Consider the following 16045-nt stretch of genomic DNA (forward strand, 5'->3'; position numbering starts at 1 on the left):
ACGGAGAGAAAGACTACTCCGGATCCGTCGCCCAGATCAAACGCTCGTCGCAGGGCGCGACACGCAGGATGTTGGTAGTACCGGGGATGTTGAAGGGGACACCGGCGGTCACGACGATCTGGTCATCCTCGGTCGCGTAGCCCTCGACCCGCGCGGCGCGGGCGGCGTTGACCACGGCCTGCTTGAACCGGGTCAGCTCGCCGGTCATCACGCAGTGTGTCCCCCAGGTGAGAGCCAGACGCCGCGCCGTGCCGCGCAGGTTCGTCATCGCGATGATCGGCACGCGCGGCCGCTCGCGCGCGACCAGCGCGGCGGTGGTGCCCGACTGGGTGAAACAGGCGATGGCCTTGATCTCCGTCGTCTCGGCGATCTCGCGCGCGGCGGCGACGATACCGTCGGCCACGCTTTCACGCTTCGCCACGCGCGAGGCCTCGAGGATCTCGGTGTATGTCGGATCGTCCTCGACCTCGCGGGCGACCGCGTCCATCGTCGTGACCGCCTCGACGGGATACTGGCCGGCCGCGCTTTCGGCCGAGAGCATGATCGCATCGGCGCCCTCGTAGATCGCGGTGGCCACGTCCGAGACCTCGGCGCGGGTGGGCATCGGGCTTTCGATCATGCTCTCGAGCATCTGCGTGGCCACGATCACCGGCTTGGCCGCCGCGCGGCACTTGCGCACGATGCGCTTCTGAATGGGCGGGACGTTCTGCACCGGCAGCTCGACGCCCAGATCCCCCCGCGCCACCATGATCCCGTCGGAGGCCGCGATGATCTCGTCGATGCGGCGCACGGCCGTCGGCTTCTCGATCTTGGAGAGCACCGCGGCACGGCCATCGACCAGGGCGCGCGCCTCCTCGACGTCCTCGGGGCGCTGCACGAAGGACAGCGCGATCCAGTCCACGCCCAGTGCGCAGGCGAATTCCAGATCCTCGCGGTCCTTGTCGGAAAGCGCCGCGACCGGAAGGACCACGTCGGGCACGTTGACGCCCTTGCGGTTCGAGATGGTGCCGCCGGTGACGACCGTGCACTCGGCGAAGCCGTCACCGCAGTCTTCGACCCGAAGCCGCACCTTGCCGTCGTCCACCAGAAGCTCCGCCCCAGGCTCGAGGGCCGCGAAGATTTCGGGGTGCGGAAGGCGCACGCGATGACTGTCCCCCTCGGCCTCGTCGAGGTCCAGACGGAAGCGCGCGCCCTCCTCGAGCTCGACCGCGCCCGAGGCGAAGGTGCCGACGCGCAGCTTGGGGCCCTGCAGGTCCGCCAGCACCCCGATCGGGCTGTCGAGATCCGCCTCGAGCGCGCGGATGATCGCGTGGCGCGCGGCGATCTCGTCGTGCGTGCCGTGGCTCATGTTCAGCCGGAAGACATCGGCGCCTGCGGCATGGAGCGCGCGGATCGTCTCGCGGTCGCTCGAGGCGGGGCCGAGGGTGGCCACGATCTTGACGTTGCGCATGCGGCGCATCTGCGGTCCTCCGCTCGGTGCCTCACGAAACTGCGGCTTACGGCCAATTCCCTTCCGCCTGCAACCCGCGTATGTCATGCCGCGGCACGGTGACCCGGACATGACATATCATCCCTATCATATCCACGGGGCTGCGCGCCCCGCCCGCTGGCTGGTGACCTGCGATCACGCCAGCAACCTCGTGCCCGCCGAGGTGAACGGCGGCACGCTTGGCCTGCCCGAGGAGGAGATGGCGCGCCACATCGCCTACGACGTGGGCGCGGCGGGGTTTGCGCTCGCGCTCGCGGATCGGCTCGATGCGCCAGCGATCCTGTCGAACTTTTCGCGGCTGGTGATCGACCCCAATCGGGGCGAGGACGACCCCACGCTGCTGATGAAGCTCTACGACGGCACGATCATCCCCGGAAACCGCCATGCCGATGCCGACGAGGTCGAGCGACGGCTGAACGCCTATTACCGGCCCTATCACGCCGCGCTTGCCGATCTCGCGGGGCGGCGGGACGACGTCGTGATCCTGTCGATCCATTCCTTCACGCCGCAACTGCGCGGGCGGGAGCCGCGGCCCTGGCACATCGGCGTGCTGCACGGTCACGACGCGCGGCTCGCCGACCCGCTGATCGCGCGCTTGTCGGCCGAGCCCGATCTCTGCGTGGGGCGCAATCAGCCCTACGGCGGCCACCTGCCAGGCGATGCGATCTCGCGCCACGCGCTCGCCGAGGGGCGGCTCAACGTGCTGGTGGAGCTGCGCAACGACCTGATCGGGACGGAGGCCGAACAGGCCGCATGGGCCGACCGGCTGGCGCCGGCGCTGGAAGCGGCGCTCGCGGACACCGGGATTTGAGGCGCCGCTTGATTCAGTAGCACCGAGGACTCAGACTCCATGGAGCAGAGGAGTGCAGTTGATGGACGATCAGACCCGCACCGAACTCGAGGCCGCGGCCTTTCGCCGGCTCCGTCAGCACCTGATGGAGGACCGGCCGGACGTGCAGAACATCGACCTGATGAACCTGGCCGGTTTCTGCCGCAACTGCCTGAGCCGCTGGTATCAGGAAGCGGCGGCCGAGCGCGGCATCGAGATGGGCAAGGAAGAGGCGCGCGAGGTCTTCTACGGGATGCCCTACGACCAGTGGAAGGCGCAGCATCAGACGGAAGCCTCCGCGGCGCAGAAGGCCGACTTCGAGAAGAGCTTCGCGGAAAACGTGGGCAAGCCGGAGTGAAGCCAGGCGCGTAGACCCCGCTCCGGCAGCGCCGGAGCGGGGCAAGCGGGCAGCTCAGCGGATGGCGCGGTCGCTGGGCTCTTCGTCCTTGGTCTCGAAGACGGTCACGTCGACGGTCTCCGCCGAGATGAGCGCCTTGGCACGCGGCTCGAAGAATTCGTCGGCATCCTTCCGGACGATTTCGCCGGCGGTCACGAGGCCGTTGCCGCCGAGCGCGGCGTCGCGCGGCTCGTGGAACGGGCTGGTGCGCTCGGTCATGGCGGTGGCGGCGCCGGTCAGCAGAACGGTCGCGGCGATAGTGGCGATGCTGAGTTTCATGTCGTTCTCTCCTCTTCATGCCCTTCCCGGCCGGGCCGGTCCGGGCGGTTGCTGTCGTCGTTGCGTGTAGCAGAGATGGCGCGCCGAAGGCGGGTTTTCAAAACACATGCTATCAACAGAATGTGTTTGTGCCTGAGAGCTTCGTGAACAAAGGTCAGCCAGAAAATTAAACTTTCAAACAAATACTTACGTCATCTCCGGCTTGCCCTCGACGCCGCTGCAAGGGGCCGCCGCCCAGACCTCGCGCAGGCTTGTGTGCAGTCGCATGCAGCCGCCCTCTGCAAATGCGCGCAGACCTCACAGGCGGCGTGAGGAATGCTGCAGCCGAAGAGGGCTTCGACTGCCGGCGCGAGGCACTGGTTCGAACGGTTCGGGGTATCTCGCGGGACGCGATGGCGGAGAGCCGTATCGCGCGCGGACCATCGGCGCCCGGCGCATGCTTTGATCCCGGCAGGCGGCGCACCGGCGACAATCATCGGAGATGCGGCGGACTGAGGCGCAGCAAAACCCGCCTACGCCCGCAGAACGGCGCGGACGTCCAAGCTCGCGGCTGAGCGCAGACTGCAGGCGGCCCGTCCGGACGCCAGGATGCGGCGGCCTTCAGATCGCGGCCTTGCGGCTCTCCTCGAGATAGATCTCGCGCAGGCGCGCTGCGACGGGCCCCGGGGCGCCCGTTCCGACCGGCGTTCCGTCGATCTCGACCACGGGCATCACGAAGGTCGAGGCGGAAGTGACGAAGGCCTCGTCCGCCGCCTTGGCCTCCTCCAGCGTGAACGGCCGCTCGTCCACCTCCATCTGCGCCTCTGCGGCATAGCGCAGCACGGCCGCGCGCGTGATGCCGTGCAGGATGTCGTTGGACTTCGGCCGGGTCACGATCCGGCCGTCCTTGACGATGTAGGCGTTGTTCGAGGTGCCTTCGGTGACGTAGCCGTCCTCGACCATCCAGGCGTCGTCGCAACCCTTGGCCTTGGCCATCATCTTGCCCATCGAGGGATAGAGAAGCTGCACCGTCTTGATGTCGCGCCGGCCCCAGCGGATGTCGTCGATCGAGATCACCTTGATCCCGGTCTTCGCCGCCGGCGCATCGGCAAGGCCGGGCTTGGACTGGGTGAAGAGCACGATGGTCGGCGGCACCTCGTCCGGGTCGGGGAAGGCGAAGTCGCGGTCGGCCGGCGCGCCGCGGGTGATCTGCAGATAGACCAGACCATCGGTCAGGTCGTTGCGCGCGACCAGTTCGCGGTGGATCTGCAGCAGCTCGTCGCGCGTCACCGGCGCGCGCATGGAAAGCTCGCTGAGCGAGCGGTCGAGCCGCACGGCGTGCCCGTCGAAATCCACCAGCTTGCCGTCGAGCACGCTGGTGACCTCATAGACCCCGTCGGCCATGAGGAAGCCGCGATCGAAGACCGAGACCCTGGCCTCGTTCTCGGGCAAATACTCGCCGTTGACATAGACGGTGCGCATGATCCTCTCCTTTGTCAGCCCCAGAGCGCGGCCTCTGGCGGGTGCACGCCGTCCGCGTCGTAGACCAGCGGCGGCTCCCGGTCCTCGGCCAGCAGGAGCGGGCCGTCAAGGTCCACGACCTCGGCGCCCTGCGCCAGGAGCACCGCGGGCGCCATCGCCAGCGACGAGCCCACCATGCAGCCCACCATGATGCGGTAGCCTTGTGCCCGCGCAGCTTCGCGCAGCGCCAGCGCCTCCGTGAGCCCGCCGGTCTTGTCGAGCTTTATGTTTACCATGTCGTACTTGCCTGCGAGTCCGGCCAGCGAGGCGCGGTCGTGGCAGGACTCGTCGGCGCAGACCGGCAACGGGCGCGCGATCTCGGCCAGCGCGTCGTCCTCTCCGGCGGGAAGCGGCTGCTCGACCATCTCGACGCCCAGGCGCAGCAGATGCGGCGCGAGATCCGCGTAAACCTCTGCCGTCCAGCCCTCGTTGGCGTCCACGATGAGCCGCGCCTCCGGCGCACCCTCCCGCACGGCTTCGAGGCGCGGCATGTCCTCGGGCGTGCCCAGCTTGATCTTGAGCAGCGGCCGGTCCGCCGCACGCGTTGCGGCGTCGCGCATCCTGTCCGGCGCGTCGAGCGACAGCGTGTAGGCGGTGACGAGGGGCGCGGGCGCCGCAAGCCCGGCGAGATCCCACACCCGGCGACCCGCGCGCTTCGCCGCCCAGTCCCAGAGCGCGCAATCCACCGCGTTGCGGGCGGCGCCGGGCGGCAGCGCCCTCTGCAGCGCATCCCGGTCGAGGCCTTCCGGCAGCGCGGCGATCTGGGCCTCCACGCTGTCGCGCGTCTCGCCGTAGCGGGCGTAGGGGACGCATTCGCCCTGCCCCGTCACGCCCTCGGCCGCGACGCGGACCGTCAGCACTTCGGCCTCCGTGCGCGAGCCCCGAGAAATGGTGAAGGCCTCGCGCAGCCGGAAGCTTTCACGGGTGACCTCGATCTGCACGTTCCGCCCTCCTGCCCGGCAATGATCCTGCCGGGCGTCGGGTAGCACAGCTTTCCGGGAAGGCCCAGCCGCGGCGCAGCGGCGCCGCCCGATCCGGATGCTGAACATGCGGCCGCCGGAGGGCGACGGACTGTCACAGGGCGGCGGCACTCGCCGTGCTCTTGAAACGCGGGCGCGGATCGGCTGAGCTTTCCGCCATGGACGGGCCGAAGTTCACGGCGATCTTGCACCGTGCCCTGCTTCTCGGCGGGGTCTGGGTGGTGCTCACGGGCGGGGAGGCCAAGGGCCTTGCGCTCGGCGCGGCGGCCGTGCCCGTGGCCCTGTGGATGAGCCTTCGGCTTTTGCCCGCCAGCGCTCCGCTGCGCCTCTGGCGGCTCGCAGGTCACCTGCCGCGCTTTCTCGCGGGCTCGCTCCGGGGCGGGATCGACGTGACGCGGCGCGCCCTGGCGCCGCGCCTGCGGCTCGCGCCCGGCTGGGTCGAGGTGCCGCTCGATCTGCCGCCGGGGGGCCGCGCCGCGATGGGCGGCGAGCTGTCGCTGATGCCCGGAACGCTCGCCGCGGGCAGCCGCCAGGACCGGCTTCTGGTGCATGTCCTCGACACCGACGCGGGCTTCGAGCGCACGATCCGCGACGCGGCGGCGGCCATCACGGCCATGACGGACGGCGCGCCACGATGACGCTCTGGCTGTCCTTCGTCGCGGCGGGCGTGCTGGCGAGCCTCGCGGGCGCGCTCTGGCGGGTCTGGCGCGGTCCGCGGCGCGCCGACCGGATGATGGGGGCGCAGCTCGTCGGGACCGGCGGCGTGGCCGTGCTGATGCTGCTGGCGCCGCTGGGCAGCTGGGCGGCGCTCGACGTCGCGCTGGTGCTGGCGCTGCTCGCGGCGCTCGCGGCGGTCGGCTTCGTGAAGGCCACGAGCCCCGACGGCGCCGGCGACCCGGAAGAGGAGGAGGAGACACCGCGCAGGAAGGCCGATGGCTGACGTCGCGACGGTCGTGCTCACCGGCATCGGGCTCTTCTTCTTCCTCGCGGGGACGGCAGGGCTCATGCGGTTTCCCGACACCTTCAGCCGGCTGCACGCGCTGACCAAGGCCGACAATCTGGGCCTCGGCTTCATCGCCCTCGGCGTCGCCTTCCAGGCCGCGACATGGCGCGAAGTGGCGCTTCTGGCGCTGATCTGGGCGCTGGCGCTGCTCGCCGCGGGAACCGTCTCGCAACTGGTCGCGCGCGCGGCGCTCGGCGAGGAGGAGACGCGATGACCTTCGTGCTCGACGCCGTGCTCTGCGCGCTCATCCTCGGCGTGGCGGCGGCGACGATCGCAGGACACGGGGTGTTCCGGGCGATCGTGTTCTTCATCGTCTACGGCCTGTTGGTGGCCGTCGGTTGGGTGCGGCTGGGCGCCGTGGACGTGGCGCTCGCCGAGGCGGCCATCGGCGCGGGACTCACCGGCGTGCTGTTTCTGGCCGCCTACGGCCGGCTCGGGCGGGAGGGCGCCGGGGGCGATGCGCCCGCGCCTGCCCATCTGCCGGCGGCAATGGCGGGCCTCGGCGTGACATGCGCGCTCGGCTGGGCGTGGAGCGCCCTGCCCCTGCCCGACCGGCCGGGGCCCCAACTGGCCGAAGCCCTGCCCATGTCTGGCGTCGAGAACCCCGTGACGGCGGTGCTGCTGAACTTCCGCGCCTGGGACACCCTTCTGGAAAGCGTCGTGCTGCTGGCCGCCCTGACCGGGCTCTGGATGCTCACCCGAGACGCGGCCTGGGGCGGGCGGATCGGCCTGCCGCAGCATGTCCGGCCCGACGGCGTGATGGCTGGCTTCGGACGCGTGCTGCCGCCGCTCGGGCTGCTCGTGGGCGTCTATCTCGTCTACATCGGTGCGGACCGGCCCGGCGGCGCGTTTCAGGGCGGCACGGTCCTGGCCGCTGTGGGGCTCGTCGCGGCGCTGGCCGGGGCCGTGCGGCCGCCGCGCATCGGCGCGACACGCTGGCGGGCGGCGCTCGTGGCCGGACCGCTCGTGTTCCTTCTGGCCGGGCTCGCCGGCGCCGCGCTCGGCGCGGGGTTTCTCACGCTGCCGCCGCAGATCGCGGGGGCGGCGCTCTTCGCGATCGAGGTGGCGCTCGCGGCGTCCATCGCCGTGACCCTCGCCTTCCTCGTCCTCGGCCCGCCGGAGGAAACGATCACGCGATGACGGCGCTTACGCTCTACGCGCTCACCGGGGCTGCGCTGATCGGCCTTGGGCTCTACGGGCTGATCGCGGCGCGGCATCTGTTGCGCCGGATCGTGGCCTTCAACCTGCTGGGCTCGGGGCTCTTTCTGTATCTGGGCGCGGCGGGCGCGCGGGGCGATGGCCCCGACCCCGTGCCGCAGGCGCTCATCATCACCGGTATCGTCGTCGCACTCTCGGCGAGCGCGCTGGCGGTCGGGCTGCTGGTGGCGGGCGCGCGGCTCTCGGGACGGGCGACGCTGCCGGAGGAGGCGGAGTGAACGCCCTTGTCGTCCTGCTGACGCTGCCGCTTGGCGGGGCGCTCGCGGCGGTCGCGTTCCCGGCCGGCGTCGCGCGCGGGGCAGCGCTGGCCGCAGCGGCCGGCACGGTCGCGGCAGCGCTCGCGGTCGCCTCAGAGGTCGCAGCAGGCGCGCCGCCGCGGATCGCGCTGGGCGGCTGGCCGCCGCCACTGGGCATTGCGCTCGCCGCCGACGGTCTGTCCGCCGCGCTGCTCGTGACGACGGCGGCGGTGATGGCCGCAGTCCTGCTGGCGGCGCGTCACACGATGGCGGCCGGCCTGGCGGGGCCGCGCATCGCTTTCGGCTTCTGGCCGCTGGCGCTGATGCTCTGGGCCGCGCTCAACGCGGTCTTCGTCTCGCGCGATCTCTTCAACCTCTATGTCGGGATCGAGCTTCTGAGCCTCGCCGCCGTCGGCCTCGTCGCCATCGGCGGCAAGCCCGAGGCGCTCGCCGCCGCGATGCGCTACATGCTCTTCGCCCTCGCCGGTTCGCTGCTCTATCTCGCCGGCGTCGCCTTGATCTACGCCGCTCACGGCGCGCTCGACATCGACCTTCTGGCGAGCCGTCGCCCGTCCGGGACCGACGCGCTGGCGCTCGCGCTGATGACGGCGGGGCTGACGGCCAAGACGGCGCTCTTCCCCTTTCACGTCTGGCTGCCGCCGGCGCATGCAGGCGCCCCGGCCCCGGCCTCGGCCATGCTCTCGGCGCTGGTGCCGAAGGCCTCCTTCGTGATCCTGCTCCGGCTCTGGACCGAGGCGCTGCCGGATGAGGCTTCGCCGGCAGCCCTGACGCTGATCGGCGCGCTGGGCGTCGCGGCGGTGGTCTGGGGCAGCCTCGGTGCGCTGGCGCAGAGCCGCGTGAAGCTGATCGTCGCCTATTCCACCGTGGCGCAGATCGGCTATCTCTTCGCGGTTTTCCCGCTCCTGCCGCTCGCACAGGCGGCCTGGAGCGGCGTGATCTTTCTCGCGCTCAGCCACGCGCTGGCCAAGGCGGCGATGTTCCTCGCCGTGGGGCAGTGGATGGCGGCGGCCGGCGGCGACCGGCTGGAAGAGCTGCGGGGCCTGGCGCAGGCGATGCCGATGAGCGCCTTCGCCTTCGCGCTCGCGGCCGTCACGCTCGCCGGGCTGCCGCCCTCGGGCGGCTTTCTCGGCAAGTATATGGTGATGACGGCGGCCTTCACGGCGGGGCAGTGGGTCTGGGCGCTGCCGATGGCGCTGGGCGGGTTGCTGGCGGCGGCCTATCTCTACCGCCCGCTCGCGGCGCTCTTCGCGCGCGAGGGGGCTTCCGTGGCGGCGCCGTCCCGCGCGCGGCAGGCGGTGCCGCTCGCCCTCGCCGGCGGCGGGATTGCCCTGGGCCTCGCCTCGGCGGAGCCGCTGGCGCTTCTCGCGAACGGACAGCCCCCGATACAGGCGGTGGTGCGATGACGGTGCCGCTGCCCGTTCTGCTGCTGCTTACCTCGCTTGTGCCGGCGGCGGTGACCTTCTTCCTGCCGCAAGAGGCCCACCGGCTGCGCAACGCCCTGAGCCTCGGCGGCGCGCTTCTGAAGGTCGCGCTGATCGTGGCCATGCTCTTCGCGGTCGCGGGCGGCGCGAGCTACGAGGCAGGCCTGACGCCGGCGCCCGGATTGATGCTGCTGCTCCGGATCGACGCGCTCGCGCTGCTCTTCGTGTCGCTCTCGGCGATCCTGTGGCTGCTCACGACGATCTACGCGATCGCCTATTTCGGCACGAAGCCCCAGCTCTCGCGCTTCTTCGGCTTCTTCAGCCTCTGCGTCGCCGCGACGACCGGGATCGCGCTCTCCGGTTCGCTCTTCACATTCTTCATCTTCTTCGAACTGCTCACGCTCAGCACCTGGCCGCTCGTCGCGCACAAGCAGGACGCGCCGTCGCTCGCGGCGGGTCGGCGCTATCTGCTCTACGCCATGCCGTGCAGCGCGGCGTTGCTCTGGGCCATCGTGTGGCTGGAAAGCGCGACCGGCCCGGTGATCTTCGCCGCGCCGACGGACTTCGGGACGCTCGCGCCAAACGCCCAGCGGGCGATCTTCGCGTTGCTGATCGTGGGAATGGGAATGAAGGCAGCCATCGTCCCGCTGCATGGCTGGCTGCCCGCGGCCATGGCGGCGCCGGCCCCGGTCTCGGCGCTGCTCCATGCGGTCGCTGTGGTCAAGGCGGGCGCCTTCGGGGTGATTCGGGTGGTGCACGACGTCTTCGGGATGGACCGGATGAGCGAGCTGGGGCTCGGCCTGCCGCTGGCGGCGCTGGCCTCGGTCACGATCCTCTGGGGCTCGGTGCGCGCGCTCGGCCAGCGCGAGATCAAGAAACGGCTCGCCTATTCGACGGTGAGCCAGGTCAGCTACATCGTGCTCGGCATTTCGCTCATCGGCCCCTTCGCGGTGATCGGGGGCCTCGCCCATCTGATTCACCAGGGACTGATGAAGATCACGCTCTTCTTCTGTGCCGGAATCTACGACGAACGGGCGGGCGTGAAGCGGATCGAGGGACTCGATGGGCTGGGGCCGCGGATGCCCTGGACCTCGACCTGTTTCTCGCTCGGCGCGCTGGGCATGATCGGGCTGCCGCCGATGGCCGGCTTCGTGAGCAAGATATACCTCGGGCTCGGCGGCCTGCAGAGCGGGGCGCCCTGGGTGCTGGCCGTGCTCGCGGCCTCGACCCTGCTCAACGCGGCCTATTTCCTGCCGCTGCTCTACCGTCTCTGGTTCAGGGAGCCCGCGCCGGAGGTGCAGGGCGACGAGCGCGCGCCTGCGCTGGTCGCGCCGACCGTGGTCGCAGCGCTGGGCGCGCTGGGCGTGGGGGCGCTCGCCGCCGCGCCGGTGAGCCCGCTCGCCTGGGCGACGCTTCTGGCCGAGCGGGCCTGGCTGCCATGACGCTCTGGGTCGGCCCCCTTCTGCCGCTCGCGGCGCTGGTCTGGCCGCTTCTGATCGGGGCGGCGGCCGCGCTGCCCGGGGTGCGCGACCGCGCGATGCGGCTGCTGTGGCTCGCGCCGCTGCCTGCGCTCTGGCTGGCGCTGGCGGGCGAGAGTGCCGCGACCCTGGCGCCCGATCTGCTGCTGGGCGTGACCCTGGGGCTCGATCCGGGCCGACGGCTTCTCCTTGGCATGACCGCGGCGCTCTGGATCGTCGCGGGCCTCGCCGCCCAGCCGATGGCCGAGCGGCCACGCGCCGCGATCTTCGCCGGATTCTGGTGCCTCACGCTCTCCGGGAATCTCGCGGTCTTCCTCGCGCAGGATGTCGTGACCTTCTATGTCGCCTTCGCAGCGGTCTCGCTGGCGGCCTGGTTTCTCGTCGTCCATGAGCGCACCGACGCGGCGCTCGCCGCGGGGCGCGTCTACATCGTGGTCGCGCTCGCGGGCGAGGTCTGTCTTCTCGTCGGGCTGCTGATCGGCGCGCATGCGGCGGGCGCAACCGCGATCGCGGAGGTGCGCGCGGCGCTGGGCACCTCGCCCGGCGGCCCGCTCGCCGTCGCGCTGCTGACGATCGGCTTCGGCATCAAGGCCGGGCTGGTGCCCTTGCACGTCTGGTTGCCGCTGGCGCATCCGGCGGCGCCGGTGCCGGCCTCCGCCGTGCTCTCGGGCGCGATCGTGAAGGCGGGGCTGGCCGGGATGCTGCTTTTCCTGCCCGAGGGCGCGGCCGGCCCGGCACTGATCGCGCTGGGCCTCGCCGGAGCCTACGGCGCGGCGCTCTGGGCGCTGACCCAGCGCAACCCAAAGACGGTGCTCGCCTACTCCACCGTCAGCCAGATGGGGCTGATTCTCATGCTGGTGGGGGCGGGCGGGGCGGCGCGCGAGGCCGCGCCCTACGTCGCGCTGCATCACGGGCTGGCCAAGGGGGCGCTCTTCCTGCTGGTGGGCGCGATGCTCGCGGCGGGCTCGCGGCGGCAGCGCGCGGCCTGCCTGGCTCTCGCCGCCGTCGCCGCCGCATCGGTGGCCGGCGCGCCGCTCAGCGGCGGCGCGCTCGCCAAGGCGGCCGTCAAGTCCGAGCTGCCGGCAGCGCTCGCGCAGGCCCTGAGCCTGAGTTCGGTGACCACGACGCTGGCGCTCGGCTGGTTCCTGCACCGTCTGGCGCGGACCGGCGGCGCGCATCGGTCCGCCTTGCCGCTCGCGCTGCCCGCGGTGCTGACCGCGCTCGCGTTCGCCGCGCCCTGGGCGCTCTGGCAGGACTGGACGGGCCGCGCGCCGGTCTATGCGCTCGCGCCGGACGCGCTGCGCGCCGCGCTCTGGCCGGTGGCGGCCGGCGGCCTGGGCGCGCTGATTCTGCTGCGGTTCCCGCTACCCGAGAAGCCGCCGGGCGATCTGTTGACCCTGCCCCTCCGCTGGCGCCGCGCGACACCCCGATGGCCCGAACTACCCGCGCGCGCCATCGACGCCGCGAAGCTGGCGGCTGCGCTCCGCAATGCCGTCGCGCGCGGGGAGCGTGCGCTCTTGCGCCGACAGGCGAGCGCCGCGCTCCTGCCCCTGCTCGCGCTTGCGCTGTTCGGACTTCTGGCGGGCCGGTTCTGACCGCCCGTCATCCTCGGGAGGCGGTCCGATACGCGGGACCGTTTTCGCGGGAAGGGCTACCGGATGATCCGCCCCTTCTTGATCGAGGAATCGAAGGTCCGCTCCGGGTCGCGGTCGTAGAGCGCGATCAGCCGCTTGCTCTTGTGCCGCTGGAACGGCTCTTCCACGATGATCTTGTAGTTCGCTTCGCGGCCCATCCAGCCGGTGAGCTTCTCGTAGGTCACCGGATCGTGGACGTGTCCGGGCGTCGGTCGCGGTACGTTCTTCCAGTTGTAGGGCACCGAGACGACGACGAGTTCGCCCAGCTCGAGCAGCCGATGCGCGAAGGCCCCGGCATCCGGAACATGCTCGAGAACCTGGAAACAGGTGCAGATATCGAAGGTGTCGTCGAAGGCGAGCGTATGGATATCGCCTTTGATGGCCTTCACGCCCTCGGACTCGTAGGGAACGCGGATGTCTACGGACACCCGCTCCGGAATCCAGTCGAACCAGTCGAGGTAGGGGCAATTGCCGGATCCCACGTCGATCAAGCTTTCGGCCTTGGCTCCGACAGTCCGCATGATATAGTCTATATAGCTATAATACAGCATATCGCTGCGCTGGCGCCAGTATTTCTGGCTTTCATAAAGGCTCATGCGCTTTCCGTTTCCTTTTTCCGCATACTGGCCGGAACACGGCGCACAACCGGCGTGTATCTCTGCCGGATGCTCTGATCGCTGACGCCCACGCCGTGGATCTTCGAACAGGTCACCTCGTCGCCGAAGACGATCACCTTCACCTGCTCCCCGTCGACCAGCGCGCGCATCTCGTCGGCCATGCGCAGCCGCGCGGTGTCGAGATCGTAGTCGTAATAGAAGACGATACCGATCTTCCTGCCCCGCTCCTTCAACTCTTCGATGCCGCGGATCGCCGCCTTCGTCTTGGCGTCATGGAGCCTGAAATCCCCGGCGAAGATCGCGTCGAAATGCTCGGGCGGCGCGTCCTTCGAGCGCTTGATCGCGCTCATCATGTCCGGGCTGGCGAAGGGGTTGCGGTGCCGGTCGTTGCCGTATTTCAGCGAGGTCGCGGTCTCGTGGTGATGGGTCTGCGCCTGGAAATACTCGTGGCGCACCCCGTAGTAGAAGCCCTTCACGCCCTTGACGGGATCGACGGTCACCGAGCTGTCGGCCTCGCGCTGGAAGGAGAGCGGCCCGGTCTCGAGGTTCACGACCGCGCCCGCGCCGAACACCTTGCGGAACCTGCGCAGCAATTCGCTGTCGGCGCCGAAGCGGACGGTGTCCCAGTAGCCGAGCTTCTCGCGCATCGGCGCGCGCCGGAACATGAAGGACGAGGTGTTGAAGAGAATCACGCCGCCGTTCGACCGGATCTTGGTGAACGCCAGATCGTTCGTCGCGCGCGCCTGCTGCGAGGTGCAGCCCATGACCCGCGGGTTGGCCTCCATGTAGCGCACCTGAGTCTCGATCTTGAGCGGATGGGACCAGTCGTCGGCGTCATGGAGCGTGACATAAGCGCCCGTCGCCTCGTCCAGGCCACGGTTGCGCGCCACGTAGGCGCCTCCGTTCTCGGGCATGCGGATCAGGCGGATGCGCGGGTCTTCGGCCGCGAAGCGCTCCACCACGCCACAGGTGTCGTCGTCGGGGCTCGCGTCGTCGATCACGATGATCTCGAGGTTGCGCCAGGTCTGCGCCTGAAGCGACCGCAGGGTCGTCGGGATCATCTCCGCCGCGTTGTAGGCCGCGATCAGCACGCTGACCGTCGGCCCGCTTTCGACGACCGGCAATTCCGACGGACAGTAGAGACGATCATAGAGCGGCCTGCCATCGTCGGGCAGCAGGTCGACGGCCGGGATGTCGAACATCCTCAGCACCTGGTTGATCCAGACGAGCTTGTCCTCCGGCACCTCATGGAAGTTGGACCAGGCGAGCAGGGTATTCGCATTCAGCTCGCCGGAGTCGCGCAACCGCTCGAAGGTGGCCTTCCCGCCGGCCTTGTCCGCAAGGAAGAAGTGGCACAGCAACTCCGACACCCCCAGACGGGCACGGTGCCCGATGTCCTCGGCATGCTCCCGGGCCTGCTGGAGGAAGTCCAGCGCCTTGCGGAACCCCTCCCGCTCGCCGCTTCGCAGATGCCAGAGCGCCAGTTCCCGTCCCGCGGCCGCCCGCGCCGCCGGTTGATCGCTGGTGTCGAGGATATGCTGCAGATCGGCCAGCGCACGGTCGGTGATCCCGAGGGTCTGGAGCCTGGTGCGGATCACCTCGACCCGTTGCAGCGCCTGACGCGTGTTATCCTGAGCGTTCGGCTTGCGCCTGTAGCCCTTCTCCCGCCCATGCAGCACGTAGTGCACGAGGGGATTGAGCCCGCTTCGCGCCGCGTCCGGATAGGTATCCAGATAGAAGCGCGTCCTGAAATTCTTGCCCGGATCCCGCCCGAGCTCGGCCCCGTAGCGCAGATAGTGCTCGGCGGGCTCCATTCCGATCATGGCCACGTCGGGATAGGTGGTCCGATACCAGGTCGAATGAACCTCTCCGGAGCGCTTTATCAGCTTGACCTGCTGTTCGAAGGAAAGGTCAGCGGCATGGGTCATCTTGTTTGGGGCGTCCTTGCGAATGACCGCGGCGGACCTTGTATCGGGAACCCCTCCGGCACTGTCAACAAGCGCCGGCCGTCCGCCGCCGGCCCGCGGCTTTCCATGCGCGCGCCGACGGCGTCAGGCGAAGCTGCGCCGCCCGACCGACCGGGAACGCGGAGACGGCCACCGCGACCTTTTCTGAACGCTCGCACCGAAGGACCGCTTGCGGCCGCAGGACACGCGTCCGAGCGCTTCAGGTCGCAAGGGCGCCTTGGCCGCGGTGGTGCGAGCACTCGCCGATGCGGCCACGTTAAGCCTTTCGAAGGAGCACGCCGTGTAAGCCTCGGCCGTCCCCGCGATGGAGGTGGCCATGGACGACATTCTCGGCGAGCGACTGGAGCTTTTCCGGCTGGCCGGTCCTGATCAGGCGCTCGTGAAGCAGGCCGGCGAGCTTCTCACGGAAGACCTCGACAAGGTTCTGGACCGGTTCCACGAACCCGCCCGGTCCGATGAGAGGATGTCGGCGTTCTTCGCGGACGAACAGCAGGTCGCACACGCCCGCGACGTGCAGAAGGCGCATTGGAAAAGGCTGCTCGCAGGCCGGTTCGACGGCGACTACTTCGAGTCGACCCGGCGAGTCGGCCAGGCGTATTTCCGGATGGAGCTTTCTTTCCTGCTCTACCTTTCGTGCCACGCCCGCAGCGCGTCAAGCCTTCAGGCGATGCTCTTGCGCCGCATCGGACGGGGGCGCATGGCCTTCCATCCGGGCAGAACCTCCGCGATGCTGGGTGCCCTCAGCCGCGCCTTCACCATGGACATCGAACTGGTGATCGACGCCTACTTGCAAGCGCAGGGCAAGGAGCAGGAAATCGCCTTCGGCTACATCGCGAAGGCCGTGCAGGCGATCTCCGACGGCGATCTTTTCCACCGGATCCCCGCGCCGAGCGACAGCGACTACCCGGAGAAGTTCGAGGCCATCCGCCTCGATCTGCACGCGCTGGCGGAGGGGTTTACCGGCCTGATCGGGTCG

General features: G+C 70.0%; 17 protein-coding genes. 11 read left to right on the forward strand and 6 right to left on the reverse strand.

The genetic code is table 11. The features are described 5' to 3' along the window. Positions 1-13 precede the first annotated feature (13 nt). Complete coding sequence (pyk, locus tag DRV85_RS06530) at positions 14-1459, reverse strand: pyruvate kinase (protein ID WP_113288635.1); 1446 nt, start codon at positions 1457-1459, stop codon at positions 14-16. Between the two features lie 100 nt (positions 1460-1559). On the opposite strand from pyk, the gene DRV85_RS06535 reads away from it, so the two are divergent. Both DRV85_RS06535 and DRV85_RS06540 read left to right on the forward strand, forming a co-directional pair. Continuing rightward, on the forward strand, positions 1560-2300 hold the full coding sequence (locus DRV85_RS06535) for an N-formylglutamate amidohydrolase (protein WP_113288636.1): 741 nt from the start codon (positions 1560-1562) through the stop codon (positions 2298-2300). A 61-nt stretch (positions 2301-2361) separates the two neighbouring features. After that, on the forward strand, positions 2362-2676 hold the full coding sequence (locus tag DRV85_RS06540; RefSeq protein WP_113288637.1) for a DUF1244 domain-containing protein: 315 nt from the start codon (positions 2362-2364) through the stop codon (positions 2674-2676). A 54-nt stretch (positions 2677-2730) separates the two neighbouring features. Here DRV85_RS06540 and DRV85_RS06545 read toward each other — a convergent pair whose 3' ends face one another. From DRV85_RS06545 to dgcA, 3 genes are all read right to left on the reverse strand, one after another. Beyond that, on the reverse strand, positions 2731-2994 hold the full coding sequence (locus DRV85_RS06545) for a hypothetical protein (RefSeq protein ID WP_113288638.1): 264 nt from the start codon (positions 2992-2994) through the stop codon (positions 2731-2733). Positions 2995-3594: 600 nt separating this feature from the next. Further along, the gene (locus DRV85_RS06550; RefSeq protein WP_113288639.1) at positions 3595-4455 is read right to left on the reverse strand and encodes a D-amino-acid transaminase; all 861 of its coding nucleotides are present in this window, start codon (positions 4453-4455) and stop codon (positions 3595-3597) included. 14 nt (positions 4456-4469) lie between these two features. Continuing rightward, entirely contained in the window at positions 4470-5435 is a 966-nt protein-coding gene (gene dgcA, locus DRV85_RS06555; protein WP_199525833.1) for an N-acetyl-D-Glu racemase DgcA, read from the reverse strand. Positions 5436-5632: 197 nt separating this feature from the next. Here dgcA and DRV85_RS06560 point away from each other — a divergent pair, with 197 nt between their 5' ends. The 8 genes from DRV85_RS06560 to DRV85_RS06595 are packed head-to-tail and all read left to right on the forward strand — an operon-like array spanning position 5633 to position 12446. Further along, a complete protein-coding gene (locus DRV85_RS06560) occupies positions 5633-6112 on the forward strand; it encodes a Na+/H+ antiporter subunit E (protein WP_113288641.1) in 480 nt (159 codons plus the stop codon). Continuing rightward, a complete protein-coding gene (locus DRV85_RS06565) occupies positions 6109-6414 on the forward strand; it encodes an MrpF/PhaF family protein (protein WP_113288642.1) in 306 nt (101 codons plus the stop codon). Before DRV85_RS06560 ends, DRV85_RS06565 begins: the two co-directional genes overlap by 4 nt. Next, complete coding sequence (locus DRV85_RS06570; protein ID WP_113288643.1) at positions 6407-6691, forward strand: cation:proton antiporter; 285 nt, start codon at positions 6407-6409, stop codon at positions 6689-6691. Before DRV85_RS06565 ends, DRV85_RS06570 begins: the two co-directional genes overlap by 8 nt. Further along, entirely contained in the window at positions 6688-7617 is a 930-nt protein-coding gene (locus DRV85_RS06575) for a hydrogenase subunit MbhD domain-containing protein (RefSeq protein ID WP_199525835.1), read from the forward strand. The genes DRV85_RS06570 and DRV85_RS06575 overlap by 4 nt, the downstream gene beginning before the upstream one ends. After that, a complete protein-coding gene (locus DRV85_RS06580; RefSeq protein WP_113288645.1) occupies positions 7614-7913 on the forward strand; it encodes an NADH-quinone oxidoreductase subunit K in 300 nt (99 codons plus the stop codon). Before DRV85_RS06575 ends, DRV85_RS06580 begins: the two co-directional genes overlap by 4 nt. After that, a complete protein-coding gene (locus DRV85_RS06585; protein WP_199525837.1) occupies positions 7910-9355 on the forward strand; it encodes a complex I subunit 5 family protein in 1446 nt (481 codons plus the stop codon). The genes DRV85_RS06580 and DRV85_RS06585 overlap by 4 nt, the downstream gene beginning before the upstream one ends. Next, positions 9352-10815, forward strand: coding sequence for a complex I subunit 5 family protein (locus tag DRV85_RS06590; RefSeq protein ID WP_113288646.1), 1464 nt, complete (start codon positions 9352-9354; stop codon positions 10813-10815). Before DRV85_RS06585 ends, DRV85_RS06590 begins: the two co-directional genes overlap by 4 nt. Then, on the forward strand, positions 10812-12446 hold the full coding sequence (locus DRV85_RS06595) for a complex I subunit 5 family protein (RefSeq protein ID WP_113288647.1): 1635 nt from the start codon (positions 10812-10814) through the stop codon (positions 12444-12446). Before DRV85_RS06590 ends, DRV85_RS06595 begins: the two co-directional genes overlap by 4 nt. 56 nt (positions 12447-12502) lie before the next feature. Here the strand turns inward: DRV85_RS06595 and DRV85_RS06600 are convergent, their stop codons facing one another. Then, positions 12503-13006: a class I SAM-dependent methyltransferase gene (locus tag DRV85_RS06600; RefSeq protein WP_147238815.1), complete on the reverse strand. Its 504-nt coding sequence runs from the start codon at positions 13004-13006 to the stop codon at positions 12503-12505. 71 nt (positions 13007-13077) lie between these two features. Beyond that, positions 13078-15030, reverse strand: coding sequence for a glycosyltransferase family 2 protein (locus DRV85_RS06605; protein WP_113288649.1), 1953 nt, complete (start codon positions 15028-15030; stop codon positions 13078-13080). A gap of 355 nt (positions 15031-15385) precedes the next feature. On the opposite strand from DRV85_RS06605, the gene DRV85_RS06610 reads away from it, so the two are divergent. Further along, a partial coding sequence (locus tag DRV85_RS06610; RefSeq protein ID WP_233495417.1) for a protoglobin domain-containing protein occupies positions 15386-16045 on the forward strand: 660 nt, incomplete at its 3' end.

Origin of the sequence: Rhodosalinus halophilus, assembly GCF_003298775.1 — a bacterium.
GTDB lineage: Bacteria > Pseudomonadota > Alphaproteobacteria > Rhodobacterales > Rhodobacteraceae > Rhodosalinus > Rhodosalinus halophilus.